Source organism: Spirillospora sp. NPDC048819 (assembly GCF_040650055.1).
In the GTDB taxonomy this organism is placed as follows: Bacteria; Actinomycetota; Actinomycetes; order Streptosporangiales; family Streptosporangiaceae; genus Spirillospora.
Window position 1 is genome coordinate 16,177 of sequence record NZ_JBEZGN010000029.1, and the last position, 16,300, is coordinate 32,476.

13 protein-coding genes are annotated in these 16,300 nt (G+C 72.5%); 8 read left to right on the top strand and 5 right to left on the bottom strand.

Features of this window, described 5'->3' with window-relative positions:
* The first annotated feature begins 3 nt into the window (after positions 1-3).
* Entirely contained in the window at positions 4-783 is a 780-nt protein-coding gene (locus AB0C35_RS31300) for an electron transfer flavoprotein subunit beta/FixA family protein (RefSeq protein ID WP_358463703.1), read from the top strand.
* A gap of 23 nt (positions 784-806) precedes the next feature.
* Entirely contained in the window at positions 807-1,757 is a 951-nt protein-coding gene (locus tag AB0C35_RS31305) for an electron transfer flavoprotein subunit alpha/FixB family protein (RefSeq protein WP_358463705.1), read from the top strand.
* A 67-nt stretch (positions 1,758-1,824) separates the two neighbouring features.
* Here the strand turns inward: AB0C35_RS31305 and AB0C35_RS31310 are convergent, their stop codons facing one another.
* The 3 genes from AB0C35_RS31310 to AB0C35_RS31320 form a co-directional block, all read right to left on the bottom strand.
* A complete protein-coding gene (locus tag AB0C35_RS31310; protein WP_358463708.1) occupies positions 1,825-3,627 on the bottom strand; it encodes a serine/threonine-protein kinase in 1,803 nt (600 codons plus the stop codon).
* A 66-nt stretch (positions 3,628-3,693) separates the two neighbouring features.
* Positions 3,694-4,929 (bottom strand): MFS transporter, encoded by a 1,236-nt coding sequence (locus AB0C35_RS31315; protein ID WP_358463711.1) that lies wholly within the window; start codon positions 4,927-4,929, stop codon positions 3,694-3,696.
* A 151-nt stretch (positions 4,930-5,080) separates the two neighbouring features.
* The gene (locus AB0C35_RS31320) at positions 5,081-5,602 is read right to left on the bottom strand and encodes a TetR/AcrR family transcriptional regulator (protein ID WP_358463714.1); all 522 of its coding nucleotides are present in this window, start codon (positions 5,600-5,602) and stop codon (positions 5,081-5,083) included.
* A gap of 121 nt (positions 5,603-5,723) precedes the next feature.
* Here AB0C35_RS31320 and AB0C35_RS31325 point away from each other — a divergent pair, with 121 nt between their 5' ends.
* The gene (locus tag AB0C35_RS31325) at positions 5,724-6,899 is read left to right on the top strand and encodes a cysteine desulfurase family protein (protein WP_358464021.1); all 1,176 of its coding nucleotides are present in this window, start codon (positions 5,724-5,726) and stop codon (positions 6,897-6,899) included.
* Positions 6,900-7,117: 218 nt separating this feature from the next.
* Here the strand turns inward: AB0C35_RS31325 and AB0C35_RS31330 are convergent, their stop codons facing one another.
* The gene (locus tag AB0C35_RS31330; protein ID WP_358463717.1) at positions 7,118-8,194 is read right to left on the bottom strand and encodes a DUF695 domain-containing protein; all 1,077 of its coding nucleotides are present in this window, start codon (positions 8,192-8,194) and stop codon (positions 7,118-7,120) included.
* Positions 8,195-8,261: 67 nt separating this feature from the next.
* On the opposite strand from AB0C35_RS31330, the gene mnmA reads away from it, so the two are divergent.
* From mnmA to AB0C35_RS31355, 5 genes are all read left to right on the top strand, one after another.
* A complete protein-coding gene (mnmA, locus tag AB0C35_RS31335) occupies positions 8,262-9,338 on the top strand; it encodes a tRNA 2-thiouridine(34) synthase MnmA (RefSeq protein ID WP_358463720.1) in 1,077 nt (358 codons plus the stop codon).
* A gap of 69 nt (positions 9,339-9,407) precedes the next feature.
* Positions 9,408-10,226: an LLM class F420-dependent oxidoreductase gene (locus AB0C35_RS31340; protein ID WP_358463723.1), complete on the top strand. Its 819-nt coding sequence runs from the start codon at positions 9,408-9,410 to the stop codon at positions 10,224-10,226.
* Positions 10,227-10,251: 25 nt separating this feature from the next.
* Positions 10,252-11,268, top strand: coding sequence for a methionine synthase (locus tag AB0C35_RS31345; protein WP_358463726.1), 1,017 nt, complete (start codon positions 10,252-10,254; stop codon positions 11,266-11,268).
* 51 nt (positions 11,269-11,319) lie between these two features.
* Positions 11,320-13,488, top strand: coding sequence for an NAD-dependent DNA ligase LigA (ligA, locus tag AB0C35_RS31350; RefSeq protein WP_358463729.1), 2,169 nt, complete (start codon positions 11,320-11,322; stop codon positions 13,486-13,488).
* Positions 13,489-13,744: 256 nt separating this feature from the next.
* The gene (locus tag AB0C35_RS31355) at positions 13,745-15,856 is read left to right on the top strand and encodes a bifunctional diguanylate cyclase/phosphodiesterase (protein ID WP_358463732.1); all 2,112 of its coding nucleotides are present in this window, start codon (positions 13,745-13,747) and stop codon (positions 15,854-15,856) included.
* Positions 15,857-15,929: 73 nt separating this feature from the next.
* Here AB0C35_RS31355 and AB0C35_RS31360 read toward each other — a convergent pair whose 3' ends face one another.
* Positions 15,930-16,172: a DUF6458 family protein gene (locus AB0C35_RS31360; protein ID WP_358463735.1), complete on the bottom strand. Its 243-nt coding sequence runs from the start codon at positions 16,170-16,172 to the stop codon at positions 15,930-15,932.
* Positions 16,173-16,300 lie beyond the last annotated feature (128 nt).

The following is a 16,300-nucleotide window of genomic DNA, read 5'->3' on the forward strand; positions in this document are numbered from 1 at the left end:
GCCATGAACATCGTCGTCCTGGTGAAGCAGGTTCCCGATACGGAGAGCCCGCGCAAGCTGAAGTCCGATGACAGCACGCTCGACCGCGCTGCGGCGGACGGTGTCATCAACGAACTCGATGAGTACGCGATCGAAGAGGCGCTGCGCATCAAGGAGGCCCACGGCGGCGAGGTGACCGTCCTGACCATGGGTCCCGACAAGGCCGCCGACTCGATCCGCAAGTCCCTGGCCATGGGCGCCGACAAGGCCGTGCACCTCGTGGACGAGGGCCTCGCTGGCTCCGACGCGCTGCAGACCTCGTACGCCATCCAGCAGGCCCTCGGCCGCACGGGGTTCGACCTGGTGGTGCTCGGCTCGGAGTCCACCGACGCGCGCACCGGCGTCCTCGCCGCGATGCTCGCCGAGCGGCTCGGCGTCGCGCAGGTGTCGCTCGCCAACAAGGTCGAGATCGACGGGACGTCCATCAAGGCGCAGCGCCAGACCGACTACGGTTTCGACCGGGTCGAGGCGAGCCTGCCCGCGGTCGTCAGCGTCGTCGAGAAGATCAACGAGCCGCGCTACCCCTCCTTCAAGGGGATCATGGCGGCCAAGAAGAAGCCGGTGGAGACGCTCGGCCTGGGCGACGCCGGCATCGACGCGTCCCAGGTGGGCCTGGCGAACGCCGCCACCGAAGTGGTCGACTTCGCCGAGGCGCCGCCGCGCGCCAAGGGTGAGATCGTCACCGACGAGGGCGACGGCGGCGCGAAGATCGCCGAGTTCCTCGCGTCGAAGAAGTTCGTCTGACCGGGGAAGGGGATTAGCGAAAAATGGCAGAGATTCTCGTCCTCGTCGACCACGTCGACGGTGAGGTCAAGAAGGTCACGCTCGAACTGCTGACGCTGGCGAACCGGCTCGGCGAGGCCGCCGCGGTATGGGTCGGCCCGGGCTATGAGAATGCCAGGGACCGGCTCGGCGAGTACGGCGCCGGCAAGGTCTACGTGGCCGCCGACGAGGAGCTGACCTCCTACGTCGTCGCCCCGAAGGCCGCGCTGCTGGCCCAGCTCGTCGCCGCCGGGTCCCCGGCCGCGGTGCTGGTCGCCGCGACCGCCGAGGGCAAGGAGATCGCGGGCCGCCTCGCGGTCAAGACCGGCTCCGGCGTGCTGACCGACGTCGTGGACGTCGCCGACGGCTTCGTCGCCGAGCACTCCATCTTCGGCGGCGGCATCATCGCGCACGCCAAGGTGAAGACCGGCACGCCGATCATTGCCGTCCGGCCGAACTCGGTGGCGCCCGAGGCGTCCCCCGCCACCCCGGCGGAGGAGCAGGTCCAGGTGGCGCTGTCGGACGCCGACAAGGGCGCCAAGATCGTGGAGAAGGTCGTCCAGGAGAAGGGCGAGCGCCCGGACCTGACGGAGGCCGCGATCGTCGTGTCCGGCGGACGCGGCGTCGGCGGCGCCGAGAACTTCTCGATCATCGAGGGCCTGGCCGACTCGCTCGGCGCGGCCGTCGGCGCCTCCCGCGCCGCGACCGACGCCGGCTGGTACCCGCACTCGTTCCAGGTCGGGCAGACCGGCAAGACGGTGTCGCCGCAGCTGTACATCGCGGTCGGCATCTCCGGCGCCATCCAGCACCGGGCCGGCATGCAGACCTCGAAGACGATCATCGCGATCAACAAGGACCCCGAGGCGCCGATCTTCGAGCTCGTCGACTACGGGATCGTGGGCGACCTCTTCCAGGTCGCGCCGCAGCTCACCGAGGAGATCACCAAGCGCAAGTGACCTCCGCGCCGAAGCCCCGGCGGCGGCCCTGGAACTCCAGTGGCCCGCCGCCGGGGCTCGCCGCGTCTCAGGAGCGTTCTGGGGACGGGTAGGGGACGGCCTTGAGCAGCTCCGGCTTGAGCATCTCGCCGACCTCGGCATAAGGGACGACCGTGCCCCGAAGCCCGCACGCCGCCTCGTAGCCCAGCACCGACTCGTAGAAGGCCACTTGGAGCCCCTTCGGGGTGAGGGCCATGGTGACGTCTCCGGACTTGATGAACGCGGACGGGTTGTCGGTGCCCCGGGGGAGCACGATTCCGGGCGTCTGGGTGCGTCCGCAGTAGGCGCCGCCGGGCAGGGTCGCCTTGATCTTCTCGTCCAGCGGCTTGAGGGCCCGCTCGGCCGGGTCGCGGAACAGGTCGAGCGGCCGGTAGGACGCGCCGGTCCGCAGATCCACGGTCGCGGCCTGCGGCTGGTCCCAGCCCGACCCGCGGTCACCGCGCAGCGAGACGCTGTACCAGACCGACAGCAGCCTGTCGTTGCGCAGGAGTATCGCCGGCTTCACGACATCGGTGTAGGCGCCCCTGCCGATGCGCCCCAGGCCGGTCCGCGTCTTGTCCCACCGCTGTTCGAGCGGTGCCCGCAGCGCCTGGTTGATCTTCCGGTTGAGCGCGGCGTCGCCGCCGGTGACGCGCACGATCTGACCCTGCGCCCGGAACGTCGCGCCGTTGCCGATGTCCCGCTGCGGTTCGCTGAGCGCGGCCAGCCGGGCCACGATCGGCTTCGGCTTGGGCGCCTCGTCCGCGACGGCCACGTAGGCCGCCGCGCCGCCGCCCACGGCCACGGCGGCCGCCCCGCCCGCGACGGCCGCCGTGCCCTTGGCGCCGAGCGTCCCCAGGACGCCCTTGCCCGCCGCTCCCGCCGTCCCCGCGCCTCCCGTCCCGGCGGCTCCGCCGCCCGCGCCCCCGGCCGCGCCCGCGGCTCCCGCGGCACTCGCCGACGCGCCGCCCGAGCCGAGGCCGAGCGCGGTGAGCGGGAACAGCATCGCCAGCGCGGCCGCGGCCCCCGCCAGCGTCCGGACGCCGCGTCCCTCCCAGTCGGGCCCGTACGCGGCGGAGGCGGCCGACTCCAGCTCCGAGACGAACGCCGCGGCGCCCATCGGACGGTCCCACGGGTTCTTGGCCAGGCCGCGCACGATCAGCGGCCGGAGCGGCTCCGGGACGTCCTCGACCGGGATCGGCGCGGTCAGATGGCGGCCCATCAGCCCGGCCTGGTCCTCGGCGGAGAAGGGGCGGCGGCCCGTCACGCACTCGAAGAACACGCACGCCGCCGCGTACACGTCGGTCGCGGGCGACGCGGGCTCGTCCCGCCACTGCTCCGGCGCCATGTAGACGGGGGTTCCCGACCGTCCCGACGCGCCCGCGTCGACGGCGATGCCGAAGTCGATGAGCTTGCTCAGCCCGTCGCCGCGCACGATCACGTTCGCGGGCTTGTAGTCGCGGTGCACGACGCCGAGGTCGTGGGCGGCGGCGAGGCCCTGCAGCGACCCCTTGAGCAGCGCCAGGGCCGCCTCGGGTGCCAGCGGCCCCCGCTCGGCGAGGACCGCCTTGAGGGACGCCCCGTCCACGGCCTCCATCACGATGGCGGCGCCGTCCGGCGTCTCGACCAGCCCGTACAGGCCGGCGATGAACGGGTTGCGGAGCCGGCTCAGCAGGGCGGCCTCGGCGCGGAACCGGCCGCGGAACTCCTCGTTCCCGGCCAGGGAGTCCGCGAGGTACTTGATCGCCGCAGGGCGGCCGGTGGCGTCGTGCCGCGCCAGCACCACGCGTCCCTGCGCGCCCTCGCCGAGAGGCCGCAACTCGCTGTACCCGGGAACCCGCCACTCGCCCATCCGTCAGCCCCCATCACAGAAATGGTCCCGATGGGTTATATCGGATCGAGTGGCGGGCCGGGGCGCTCAGGCGGCGACGGGCTCGGGCCGAGTGTCGTTCGGGTCGCCCGCCTCCACGGGCACCGCCGCGGACGGTGCCGGGGCGGCGACGTCCATGCTCGTGCGGAGCGGGACGAAACGGGCACCGGCGGCGATGAGCAGGGCCAGCACGACGACCATGCCCACCCCTACCCGCAGGGACGTGGCCTCCGACAGGAAACCGACCACGACCGGGCCGAGGAGGAGCCCGCCGTAGCCCATCGCGCCGACCTGCGCGACGGCCGCGGCGGGCTGGTCCGGGGCGGCGGTCCCGGCCAGCGAGATCGTCGTCGGGACGACCGTGCAGACCATCAGCCCGGTCACGAAGAACCCGGCGATCGCGACGCCCGGGCCGGGCGCCAGCACGACGACGCCCATGCCGAGCGCGGTGCCGATCCCGGCGCCGGTGAGCAGCCGCCGGGTGCCGACGCGCACCCGGACCCGGTCGCCGACGAGCCGCCCGAGCAGCATCGCCAGCTCGAACACGGGGTAGCCGGCCGCCGCCACCGCCTCGGTGGCGCCCATCTCGTCGTACAGGAGCAGGCCGCTCCAGTCGGCGATCGAGCCCTCCGTCATGAACGCGATGAACGCGAGGACGCCGATCAGGTACACGGCGGGCGGGAGGCGGCGCGCCCTGCGTCCCGTCCCGGACGCGGCGCGCGCCCGCGGGCGGGCCGGGTCGGGCAGGTAGGTGCGGCCGAGCGCGAGGCCTGCGGGCAGCGACAGCAGCGCGGCGGTCAGCACGGTGGTGGTGAACCCGAACCCGGCCGCGGCCGTGACGACGCCGAACACGCCGCCGCTCATCGCGCCGACGCACCAGCCGGCGTGCATGCCGCTCATGACGGGCCGGCGGTACGCCTGCTCGACGACGCTGCCCTGCGCGTTCATCGCGATGTCGGTGATCCCGAACGTCATCCCGAACAGCACGACGGCGGCGAGCAGCATGCCGTAGGAAGGGGCGAGCGCGACCGCCGCGAAGGACAGCGAGGTCAGCGGCAGCGCGGCCCGCAGGACGGCCCGGCTGCCGGCGCGGGACATCACGCCGCGCAGCGCCTGCATGGCCGCGACCGCGCCGAGCCCCCAGACGAGGACGACGATGCCGATCTCGCCCTCGGTCGTCCCGAACTTGGCGGCCAGCGCGGGCAGGCGCGCCACCCACACTCCGGTCAGCAGGCCCGCCAGTGCGAAGGTCAGGAACGTCCCCGAACGGGCGCGGAACAGCATGATTCACCTCTTTCTAGGCTCGGCGGGGCGCGGCCCCGTGGTGGCAAACGTCGTGGCGGCGGGCGTCGTGGTGTGACGGACGTCATGGAACGCTCCAGGCCCTCGGGCCCGGATCGCTCAGGTGGTTCGGCGGGGCGCGGGGCGCCCGGGTTCATCGCTCCAGCAGGTCCAGGAGCCGCTGCCTCAGCGCTTCGAGCTGGTCCGCGTCGTACAGCCCGGGATCATGGCTCACCACTTCCCAGAGGCCCTCGGCCGCCAGCCGGACGATCGTCGCGGTGCCGGGGTCGGGGTCGTCCGCGGGGGCGCGGCCGTGCCAGCGCCGCATCGCCTCGTTCAGCGGCTCGGCCTGCTCCGGGTCCGCCGCGGCGGCCGTGATGGCCGACCAGCGCCGGTAGGCGCGGGCCTCGCCGGTCAGGATCTCGAACGTGGCCTGGACGTAGGCCCTGGTGTAGGAGCCGGGCGTGCCGTCGTCGTAGGAGGCGATCAGGTCGTCGAACTCCTCGATGACCCGCGCCACCATCGCGCGGACGAGCGCGTCCTTGGTGGGGAAGTGGTAGAGCAGCCCTCCCTTGCTGACGCCCGCGCGGTCCGCGACCGCGGTGAGCGTCAGCGCCTGCGTCCCCTCCTCGGAGAGGACGGTCTCGGCGGCGTTCAAGAGGGCTTCCTTCGTCATGGTGATTTTACTGTACCGGCTGGACGGTATAGATCGTAACCGGCGGTCCGTCCCCGCCATTCCCGCAACGGCACGGGCACCGGAGGGGAACAGGTGCGGCGTGGATACTGTTGACCCCGTGGTGACCTACCTCGACCATGCAGCGACGACCCCGATGCTGCCCGAGGCCATCGAGGCGATGACGGCGGAGCTGCGCGAGCTCGGGAACCCGTCCTCGCTGCACGCGGTGGGGCGGCGCTCCCGCCGCGTCGTCGAGGAGTCCCGCGAGATCATCGCCGAGGGTTTCGACGCCCGGCCGAGCGAGGTCGTGTTCACCTCCGGCGGCACCGAGGCCGACAACCTCGCCGTCAAGGGCCTGTACTGGGCCCGCCGCGCCGCAGACCCCGCCCGCACCCGCGTCCTCGCCGGCGCCGTCGAGCACCATGCCGTCATGGACGCCGTCCAGTGGCTCGCCGACCACGAGGGCGCCCGCGTCGACTGGGTCCCCGTGGACGAGCGGGGCCGCGTCCGCCCGGAGGCGCTGCGCGAGGCGCTCGGCTCCGGAGACGACGTGGCGCTGGCGACCGTGATGTGGGCCAACAACGAGGTCGGCACCGTCCAGCCCGTCGCCGAACTCGCCGCCGCCGCACGCGAGCACGGCGTCCCGCTGCACACCGACGCCGTCCAGGCCGCCGCGACGCTGCCCGTGGCGTTCGGCGCGAGCGGCGCGCAGGCGCTCACCCTCACCGGCCACAAGCTCGGCGGCCCCCTCGGCGTCGGCGCGCTGCTGCTCGCCAAGCCGAAAGAGCCCGTCTTCCTCGACCCGGTGCCGCTGCTGCACGGCGGCGGCCAGGAACGCGACGTCCGGTCCGGGACGCTCGACACGCCCGCCATCGCCGGGTTCGCCGCCGCCGTCCGCGCCACCGTCGCGCACCGCGACGCCGAGGCGCGCCGCCTCACCGAACTGCGCGACCAGCTGATCGGCGCCGTCCGCGCCGCCGTGCCCGACGCGATCCTGAACGGCGACCCCGACGACCGCCTCCCCGGCAACGCGCACTTCACCTTCCCCGGCTGCGAGGGCGACGCCCTGCTCATGCTGCTGGACGCGCGCGGCATCGCCTGCTCCACCGGCTCCGCGTGCTCCGCCGGCGTCTCCCAGCCCAGCCACGTCCTGCTGGCGATGGGCACCACCGCGGAACGCGCCCGCGGCTCCCTGCGCTTCACCCTCGGCCACACCTCCACCGAGGCCGACGTGAAGGCCCTCGCCGACGCCATCGGCCCCATCGTGGAACGCGCCCGCCGCGCCGGGAGGTTTTGATTGCAGTGCCCTTGGCGTCAGGCCCTGGAGGGCCCTCCTTCGGCGGGAACTGCGGTGCGGTCGCTGCATCGCTCCGGCTCGCCTTGCGGCTCGCTGCGCGATCAGGTTTCTCGCAGGCTCGAAACCTGCATTCGGACGCGATCGCGACGGTTCAGGTCGCTGCGTGGCTGGGGCATCGGCTGAGGTCGTCGCCGTTCAGGTGACTTGAGGTGCCTTGATCAGGGCTGGTAGGGGGCGAGGGCGCGCCAGCCCGGGTCGTTGGTCGAGGCGACCTTCGCCTTGCCCTCCGGCCAGCCGGCGGCGAGCTGGTCGAGCTCGGAGATGACGCCGGAGTCGGGGTCGGCGTACAAGTGGAAGACGCGGAGGCCGTCGCCGGTCTCGCGGACGGCGAGGACGGCGCGGTTGCCGAGCTTGGTGAGCTTCTTCTCGAAGGCGCGCAGCGCGCCCGACGACGGCTCGACGGGAAGGCGGTCGGGGTTGCTGTTGGCGTACGGGACGGTGATCGCCACGTGCAGGTCGCAGAGCGGATAGTCCTGCCGGTGCAGCGGGAACCGGGCGCCGAGACGGGCCGGGTGGCCGCGGGGGGTGCGGCCCTCGCCGGTCAGCCAGGCGGGCTCGGTGAACGGCTCGGCGATCTGCTCGACGACCGCGGCCAGCATCGACGGCGGCAGCGAGTCGATCGGCGCCTCCGTGGCGATGGCGACCTCGCCGATCCAGCGGGCGACGTCGTCCTCCCCGAGGGCCCAGTGCAGGACGTTCAGCGCCACCTGAAGCTGCTGCTCCTCGGAGACGAACAGGAAGTCGGGGTGGTAGGCGGCGATGTGCACCCTGGCCCGGTCGGCGTCGGCGCGCATGCCCAGCCGGACGTACTCCAGGTCGAACTCGTGGTCGCCGAGGATGAGGTCCTGCGCGAGCATCTCCGGGTCGGCCTGGCGCGCGGGATGGAAGCTCCACCCGCCCGCCGCCGCCCCGGACGGGGCGGACCGCGCCCAGCGCTCGGTCAGCCCGCGCAGTTCGGGGTCGCCGCCGCCGGTCACGGTGAGGGACGGCGACCGGTCGTCGGTGCCGCCGATCTCCCACTGCAGGCCGGCGTGGATCTTGTGGACGCGGCGGGACAGCTCCTCGATCGCCTCCGCGGACAGGCCCTCGCCGGGCGTCTCCGGCTCGGGCTGCTCGGGCCCGGCGGCCAGCGACGCCTCGATCGTCGGGCGGGCCTGCGCCCACCACTCCCAGAACTCGCTGATCGCGGGCGGCGTCACCGGTGACGTCTCGCGCGGACGACGGAAGATTCCCATAGCGGCCCCAATCGTACGCGGAAATGACAACGGGGGACCGGGCCACGCCGCGTACCCTCGAAGGACCATGACTTTGCGCATACTCGCCGCCATGTCCGGCGGCGTCGACTCCGCCGTGGCGGCCGCCCGCGCCGCCGAGGCCGGGCACGACGTCACCGGCGTCCATATGGCCCTGTCCAGCAACCCCCAGTCGTACCGTACGGGGGCGCGCGGCTGCTGCACCCTGGAGGACTCCAGGGACGCCCGCCGCGCCGCCGACGTGATCGGCATCCCGTTCTACGTATGGGACCTCGCCGAACGCTTCCACAAGGACGTCGTGGAGGACTTCGTCAGCGAGTACGCCGCCGGCCGCACCCCGAACCCGTGCCTGCGCTGCAACGAGAAGATCAAGTTCGCGGCGCTGCTGGACCGCGCGATGGCGCTCGGCTTCGACGCCGTCTGCACCGGCCACTACGCGCGGCTGGACGGCGGCGTCCTGCGGCGCGGCGTCGACGAGGGCAAGGACCAGTCGTACGTCCTGGCCGTCTGCACGCCCGAGCAGCTCACGCACGCCCTGTTCCCGCTGGGCGACACGTCCAAGCCCGACATCCGGCGGGAGGCGGAGCGGCGCGGCCTCCAGGTGGCCGACAAGCCCGACAGCCACGACATCTGCTTCATCGCGGACGGCGACACGCGGGGCTTCCTGGCCGAGCGGCTCGGTTCGGCGCCCGGCCCGATCGTCGACGCCGACGGCAACGAGGTCGGCGAGCACGAGGGCGCCTACGCCTACACGATCGGCCAGCGCAAGGGCCTGCGCATCGGCACCCCCGCGCCCGACGGGCGTCCCCGCTACGTCCTGGACATCTCCCCGGTGACGAACACGGTGACGGTGGGGCCGCGCGAGTCGCTGGACGTCCACGAGATCACCGGCGAGCGTCCGGTGTGGCTGAGCGAGCCCCGCAGCGGCCCGTTCGACTGCGACGTGCAGCTCCGCGCGCACGGCGAGGTGTACGGCTGCACGGCGGAGCAGGACGGCGATGAGCTGCGCATCCGCCTGGCGAATCCCGCCCGCGGCGTGGCACCGGGCCAGGCGGCCGTCCTGTACGACGGCGACCGCGTCCTCGCGTCCTCCACGATCGCCGACACCGCCCGCGTCCCGGCCTGACCGGGCCCGGGGAATCAGGCCGGACGCGCGTGGCTTATGGTCGCGTAGGCGATTCGTGGGAGGCGTGCCGTGGAGTTCGGTGTTTCGACGTTCGTGACCGATGACGGGATCGCGCCGGCCGTGCTGGGCCGGGCGCTGGAGGAGCGCGGGGTCGCGTCGCTGTACCTGGCCGAGCACACGCACATCCCGGTGAAGCGGGAGTCGCCGTGGCCGGGCGGGGACGAGCTGCCTCGGCACTACTACCGGACGCTCGACCCGCTCGTCGCGCTGACCGCCGCCGCGACCGCGACCGAGCGGCTGCGGGTCGGCACGGGCATCGCCCTGATCGTCCAGCGGGACCCGATCCTGCTGGCGAAGGAGATCGCCTCCCTCGACCTGATCTCGGGCGGACGGGCCGTGCTCGGCGTCGGCGCGGGCTGGAACCGGGAGGAGATGCGCAACCACGGCACCGATCCGAAGACCCGGGTGCGGCTGCTGCGCGAGCGCGTCCTGGCCGTCAAGGAGCTGTGGACGAAGGACGAGGCCGAGTTCCACGGCGAGTTCGTCGACTTCGACCCGGTGTTCTCCTACCCGAAGCCCGTCCAGGACCCGCACCCGCCCATCCTGATCGGCGGGTCCGGGCCGACGACGTTCGACCGGGTCGTCGAGTTCGGCGACGGCTGGATGCCGATCTACGGGCGCGGCACCGACGCGCTCGCGGCGCAGATCGCCGAACTGCGGGAGCGGGCCGGGCGCCGCCTCCCGGTGACGATGTTCGGGGTGCCGCGCAGCGCCGAGGCCGTCGCCGAGCTGGAGGCCGCCGGTGTGGACGAGGTCCTGTTCAACCTGAAGACCCTCCCCGAGGACGACACGCTCCGCTACCTGGACCGGCTCGCGGAACTTCTGTGATCACCGCGCCGATAGGGTTCCGGGTGTGACGACGAGTTATCCGTGGCAGGCCGGGACGGCGACGGGGGTCGGCTCGTATCCGGGGGGCGACCCGGCGGAGGCGCTGCGGATCGTCCTCGGCGAACTGCCCGAGCTGCCGCATCTGCCCGAGCTGCCCGCGCGCGGTCCCGGCGCCGACATGATCGGCCGGACGGCCGGGCTGCTGGTCGAGATGCCGGTGCGCGTGGAGCCGTCCGGCTGGCGGATCTCCGACCGTCCGGGACGGGACACGGTCCGCTCCCACGACCACATGGCCCGCGACCTGGACGTCCTGGAGGAGGTCGCGGGCGGTCACGACGGTCCGTTCAAGATCCAGGTGTGCGGGCCGTGGACGCTGGCCGCCGCGATCGAGCTGCGGCACGGCGACAAGGCGCTCAAGGATCCGGGCGCCGTCCGCGACCTGGCCGCCTCGCTGGCCGAGGGCGTCGCCGCGCACGTCGCGGACGTCCGGCGCCGGCTGCCCGCCGCGCGGATCCTGCTCCAGCTGGACGAGCCGGGCCTGCCCGCGGCGCTCGCCGGGACGGTCCCGACCGCCAGCGGGTTCTCGCGGCTGCGCGCGATCGAGGAGCCCGTGGCGGAGGACACGCTCGGGAAGGTGATCGAGACCGCCTGCGCGGGGGACGCCGCCTACCCCGTCGTCCACTGCTGTGCCCGGAACGTCCCGTACGCCCTGCTCCGCGGGGCGGGCGCGAAGGCGGTCTCGGTCGATCTGAACCTCGTTCCGAAACACGACGACGACGCGATCGGCGAGACGATCGACGCCGGGACCGGCCTTTTCCTCGGCGCGGTGCCCGCCGCCGACACCGTCCTGCCCGCCCTCCGGGCGACCGCCGAGCCGGTGCGGGACCTGTGGCGGCGCCTCGGATTCCCGCCCGCCCAACTGGCGGAACAGGTCGTGATCACTCCGGCGTGCGGGATGGCCGGGGCGTCCCCGCGCCACGTCCGCGCGGCTCTGCAGCGCTGCCGGACCGCGGCCCGCATGCTGTACGAGGCGGCGGACTGACCCGGGCGCGGCGGGCCTCGTATTGTCGGACGTGACGGCGACAATGGGGGCATGACCATGAGCGACGGCGTTCCCGGAGAGGCGCGGCAGCGGCACCTGGAGCTGAGCCAGGAGATCGACGAGGCCAACTACCGCTACTACGTTCTCGACCAGCCGACCCTCACCGACGCCGAGTACGACCGGCGGATGCGGGAGCTGCACGAGCTGGAGGAGCGGCATCCGGAGCTGGTCACGCCCGACTCGCCGACGCAGCGGGTCGGCGCGCCGATCATCACCGACTTCGCGACCGTCCGGCACCTCGAGCGGATGCAGAGCCTCGACAACGCGATGAGCGCCGACGAGCTGGTGGCGTGGGACGAGCGCGTCGTCAAGGAGGTCGGCACGGTCGCCGGGTACCTGTGCGAGTTGAAGATCGACGGGCTGGCCATCGCGCTGACGTACGAGAACGGGCGCCTGGTGCGCGGCGTCACCCGCGGCGACGGGCGCACCGGCGAGGACGTCACCAACAACGTCCGCACCATCGCCGACGTCCCGCACCGGCTGGAGGGCGAGGGCTGGCCGGACGTGCTGGAGGTCCGCGGCGAGGTCTTCCTCCCCGTCGAGGGGTTCGAGCAGGTCAACGCCGCGCAGGTGGAGGCCGGCAAGGACCCGTTCGCCAACCCGCGCAACGCGGCGGCCGGGTCGCTGCGGCAGAAGGACCCGCGGGTCACGGCGCAGCGGCCGCTCGGCATGCTCGTCCACGGGTACGGCGCGTGGCGCGGCGGGACTCAGCCGGAGAGCCAGTCCGGGTCGTACGAGCTGATGCGCGGCTGGGGCCTGCCGGTCAGCGACCGCTACAAGGTCCTCGGCGGGATGGACGCCGTCCGCGAGTACATCGCCGAGTACGGCGAGAACCGGCACGGCACTGCCTACGAGATCGACGGGGTGGTCGTCAAGGTCGACCAGTTCTCGCTGCAGCGGCGCCTCGGGTCGACGAGCCGGGCGCCGCGCTGGGCGATCGCCTGGAAGTACCCGCCGGAGGAGGTCAACACCAGGCTCCTCGACATCAAGGTCGGCGTGGGCCGGACCGGGCGCGTCACCCCCTACGGCGTGATGGAGCCGGTCAAGGTCGCCGGGTCGACCGTCGAGCGGGCCACGCTGCACAACGCGGGCGAGGTGAAGCGCAAGGGCGTGCTGATCGGCGACACGGTCGTCCTGCGCAAGGCGGGCGACGTCATCCCGGAGATCGTCGCTCCGGTGACCGCCCTGCGGGACGGGTCGGAACGCGAGTTCGAGATGCCCGCGCACTGCCCCGAGTGCGGCACCGAGCTGGCGTACGAGAAGGAGGGCGACGCCGACATCCGGTGCCCCAACGCGCAGTACTGCCCCGGGCAGCTGCGCGAGCGGCTGTACTTCGTGGCGAGCCGCAACGCGCTCGACATCGAGGCGCTCGGCTACGTGGGGGCGACGGCGCTCACGCAGCCCCTGGAGCCGTCCGAGCCGCCGGTGAAGAACGAGGGCGACCTGTTCCACCTGACCGTCGACCGGCTCCTTCCGATCCGGAGCCTCGTCCTCGACCAGCGGACGGGCACGTCCAAGACCGACCCGAAGACCGGCGAGCCCAAGGTCGTGTCGTTCTTCGCCAACAAGGAGGGCGAGCCGAAGAAGACCGTCGAGATCCTCTTCGACGAGCTGGAGAAAGCGAAGAAGCAGCCGCTGTGGCGGGTGCTGGTGGCGCTGTCGATCCGGCATGTGGGGCCGTCGGCCGCACGCGACCTGGCCCGGGAGATGCGCTCGATGGACGCGATCGCGAACGCCTCGGAGGAGGACCTGGCGGCCGTCGACGGCGTCGGGCCGACGATCGCGGTGTCGATCAAGAAGTGGTTCGCGATCGAATGGCACCGCGAGATCGTCGAGAAGTGGCGGGCCGCGGGCGTCCGGATGGAGGACGAGGGCGCGGCGGGCCCGCGTCCGCTGGAGGGCGTCACCGTGGTGATCACCGGGTCGCTGGAGGGGTTCAGCCGCGACTCGGCGACCGAGGCGGTGCAGCGGCTCGGCGGCAAGGTGTCCGGGTCGGTGTCGAAGAAGACGGGCTTCGTGGTCGCGGGCGACAGTCCGGGGTCCAAGTACGACAAAGCCGTCAAGCTGGGCGTACCGGTCTTGCAGGAGGAAGGATTCCGCGTCCTGCTGGCCGAAGGGCCGGATGCGGCCAAGGACGTGACGGTGAGCGCCGAGGATTAACCCGGTGTATTCGGGGGGCTTCCACCAGGTTTGCGTTACTCAGGGGTACACTCCAACTACCCAACGGTGAGTGGTCGGGGCGGAACGGGCATAACGCAACGTGCCCATTCGGTTTCGCGAAGTTGAGCGAAGGCCGTACCCTCCCTCTCATCACGACCTACACCTGAATCTCCGGACGTAACACCCGGGGGGCGTCCCCCGAGGTCGGGGACGTCCGGTGCCGGGGGAACGGCCCCCCGAACCCCCCGAGGATGTGATGAAGGACCCGAACAACACGCGGAACACGGCACCGCGCCGTGGGTCCCCGTTGTGGATCTACTTCGTCGTCGTGATCCTGCTCGGCGTCGCCGTCTGCGTCACCGCGTTCTCCGGGCTGAGCGGCGCCGACCTGGACGCGCTCGCCGGCACGCCGGTGTTCTGGATCCTCGGCTGCTTCATCATCTTCGGCGAGCTGCGGCCGATCATCACCCCCGGCTCCACCGAGAACAACGGCGCCACCACCTCCACCACCTTCGCGTTCGCGGCCCTGCTGTACGCAGGCCTCCCGATCGCCGCCGCCCTCCAGGCCATCGCCGTCATCACCTGCGGGATCTTCCGCGGCCGCAGCCCGCACCGCATCGCCTTCAACGCCGCGCAGTACACCCTCAGCCTCGCCGCCGCCCAGCTCGTCCTCGCCATGTTCGGCAACCTCGCCACCCCCACGGACCTGTGGGTCCCCGACGGCGGCGACCTGCCCGCGATAGCGCTCGCCGGCGCCGTCTACTTCGTCTGCAACGACACGCTCGTCGGGTCGGCCGTCGCCCTCCACGAACGGGTCTCGCTCCTCAAGGCGCTCCGCTTCGACCTCGGCTACCAGGTCCTCGTCCACCTGGCGCTGCTCGGCCTCGCCCCGCTGATGGTCGTCGCGATGGACAGGTCCGCCGTGTTCGTGCCCCTCATCGTCCTGCCGTTCATCGCCGTGTACCTGAACGCCTCCGTCTCCGTCCGGCGCGAACACCAGGCCCTCCACGACGGGCTCACCGGCCTCCCGAACCGCAAACTCCTCATCGTCCGGACCGAAGAGGCCCTCACCGAAGCACGCGGCGCCGAGAAGCGCGGCCCCCGCGCCCCCGGGATCGGCGGCCGGTCCCGCCGCCGCAGAAACGACCCCCCGAGCCACCGCGCCGGGCTGTTCCTGCTCGACCTCGACCGCTTCAAAGAGGTCAACGACACCCTCGGGCACCCCACCGGCGACCGCCTCCTCCAGCTCGTCGCGCACCGCCTGACCCACAGCGTCCGCCCCGGCGACCTCGTCGCGCGGCTCGGCGGCGACGAGTTCGCGGTGCTGCTGCCGTCCGTCCGCGACGAGGCCGCCGCCCGCGAGGTCGCCGCCCGGCTCCGCGCCGCCCTCAGCGAACCCGTCCGCCTCGACGGCATGTCCTTCGACCTTGAGGCCAGCGTCGGCATCGCGCTGTTCCCCGACCACGCGCCCGACTTCGAACTGCTCCTCCAGCGCGCCGACGTCGCCATGTACAACGCCAAGGAGGCCCGCACCGGCGTCGAGATCTACTCGCCCGCCAAGGACCGCAACTCCCCGGCCCGCCTCAGCATGCTCGGCGACCTGCGCCGCGCCATCGACCGCTCCGAACTGGAGCTGTTCTACCAGCCGAAGATCTCCCTGCGGGACGGCCAGCTCGTCGGCATGGAGGCCCTCCTGCGCTGGCGCCACCCCGACAAGGGCATCCTCGAACCCGACGCGTTCCTGCCCATCGCCGAGCAGACCTACCTCATGCGCTCCATCACCCACCACGTCGTCGAGGCCGCGCTCACGCAGGCCGCCGCCTGGTGGCGCGAGGACCTCACCGTCCAGGTCGCCGTCAACGCCTCGGGACGCGACCTCCTCGACACCGGTCTCACCGAAACGATCGAGGAGGGCCTGCTCGCTCGCGGCCTGCCCGCCGCCGCCCTCCAGCTCGAGATCACCGAGCGGATACTGATGAACGAGCCCGCCTACGCCTCCGACACCGTCAGCGCCCTCGCCGACCTCGGCATCCCGCTCAGCCTCGACGACTTCGGCACCGGCTACTCCTCCCTCGTCCGCCTCAAACGGCTCCCCGTCGAAGAAATCAAGATCGACGCCTCGTTCGTCGGACGCCTCACCGATTCCGCCGACGACGCCGTCATCGTCCGCTCCATCGTCGACCTGGTCCGCACCCTGGGCCTGCGCTCCGTCGCCGAAGGCGTCGAAGACCCCGCCACGGCCCAGACCCTCCGCGAAATGGGCTGCGACGCCGCCCAAGGCTGGCACTTCGGCCGCCCCATGGACGCCGACACCGCCACCAATTGGCTTCGCAGTGCCAATCGCAGCGCCCTTGGCGTCGGGCCCTGAAGGCCAGGCGCGGTGCCGCAGCAGTACGGGCCCTCGTAGTAGCGGGGCTCAGCCGCGGCGGGACTGAGCGCGATCAGTACGGGCGGCGGTAGTCGTCCTCGTAGTAGCGCTCCTCGCGGACCGCGGGCGGTGGGCGGCGCCCGACGGCGCGGCGGGCCGAGACGATCCGGACGATGCCGATGACCAGGCCGATCAGGCCGCCGATCATCAGGATCACGCCGACCAGCCGGATGTCGATGCCGCTGATCTCGTAGCTGACCGCGTAGGCCAGGATCGCGCCGACGATGATCAGAGCGATGCTGCCGCCGATGGTCACGGCGGTCTCCTCTCGTCGTCCGAGGTGGACGACGAGACCGTTCCCGCCCCGCCGAAACTAAACAATCCACGCATATTTCGCGATATTTCCACGCACCGCCACGCCGCAGGCCCCATGCGAGACCACCC

Excerpts from the sequence above, each read along its gene's own strand:
- AB0C35_RS31315 (WP_358463711.1), bottom strand. The coding sequence starts at position 4,929 with ATGCTGTTCCGCGCCCGTTCGGGGACGTTCCTGACCTTCGCACTGGCG.
- AB0C35_RS31320 (WP_358463714.1), bottom strand. The coding sequence starts at position 5,602 with ATGACGAAGGAAGCCCTCTTGAACGCCGCCGAGACCGTCCTCTCCGAG.
- AB0C35_RS31300 (WP_358463703.1), top strand. The coding sequence starts at position 4 with ATGAACATCGTCGTCCTGGTGAAGCAGGTTCCCGATACGGAGAGCCCG.
- AB0C35_RS31330 (WP_358463717.1), bottom strand. The coding sequence starts at position 8,194 with ATGGGAATCTTCCGTCGTCCGCGCGAGACGTCACCGGTGACGCCGCCC.
- AB0C35_RS31355 (WP_358463732.1), top strand. The coding sequence starts at position 13,745 with ATGAAGGACCCGAACAACACGCGGAACACGGCACCGCGCCGTGGGTCC.
- mnmA (WP_358463720.1), top strand. The coding sequence starts at position 8,262 with ATGACTTTGCGCATACTCGCCGCCATGTCCGGCGGCGTCGACTCCGCC.
- ligA (WP_358463729.1), top strand. The coding sequence starts at position 11,320 with ATGACCATGAGCGACGGCGTTCCCGGAGAGGCGCGGCAGCGGCACCTG.
- AB0C35_RS31310 (WP_358463708.1), bottom strand. The coding sequence starts at position 3,627 with ATGGGCGAGTGGCGGGTTCCCGGGTACAGCGAGTTGCGGCCTCTCGGC.
- AB0C35_RS31305 (WP_358463705.1), top strand. The coding sequence starts at position 807 with ATGGCAGAGATTCTCGTCCTCGTCGACCACGTCGACGGTGAGGTCAAG.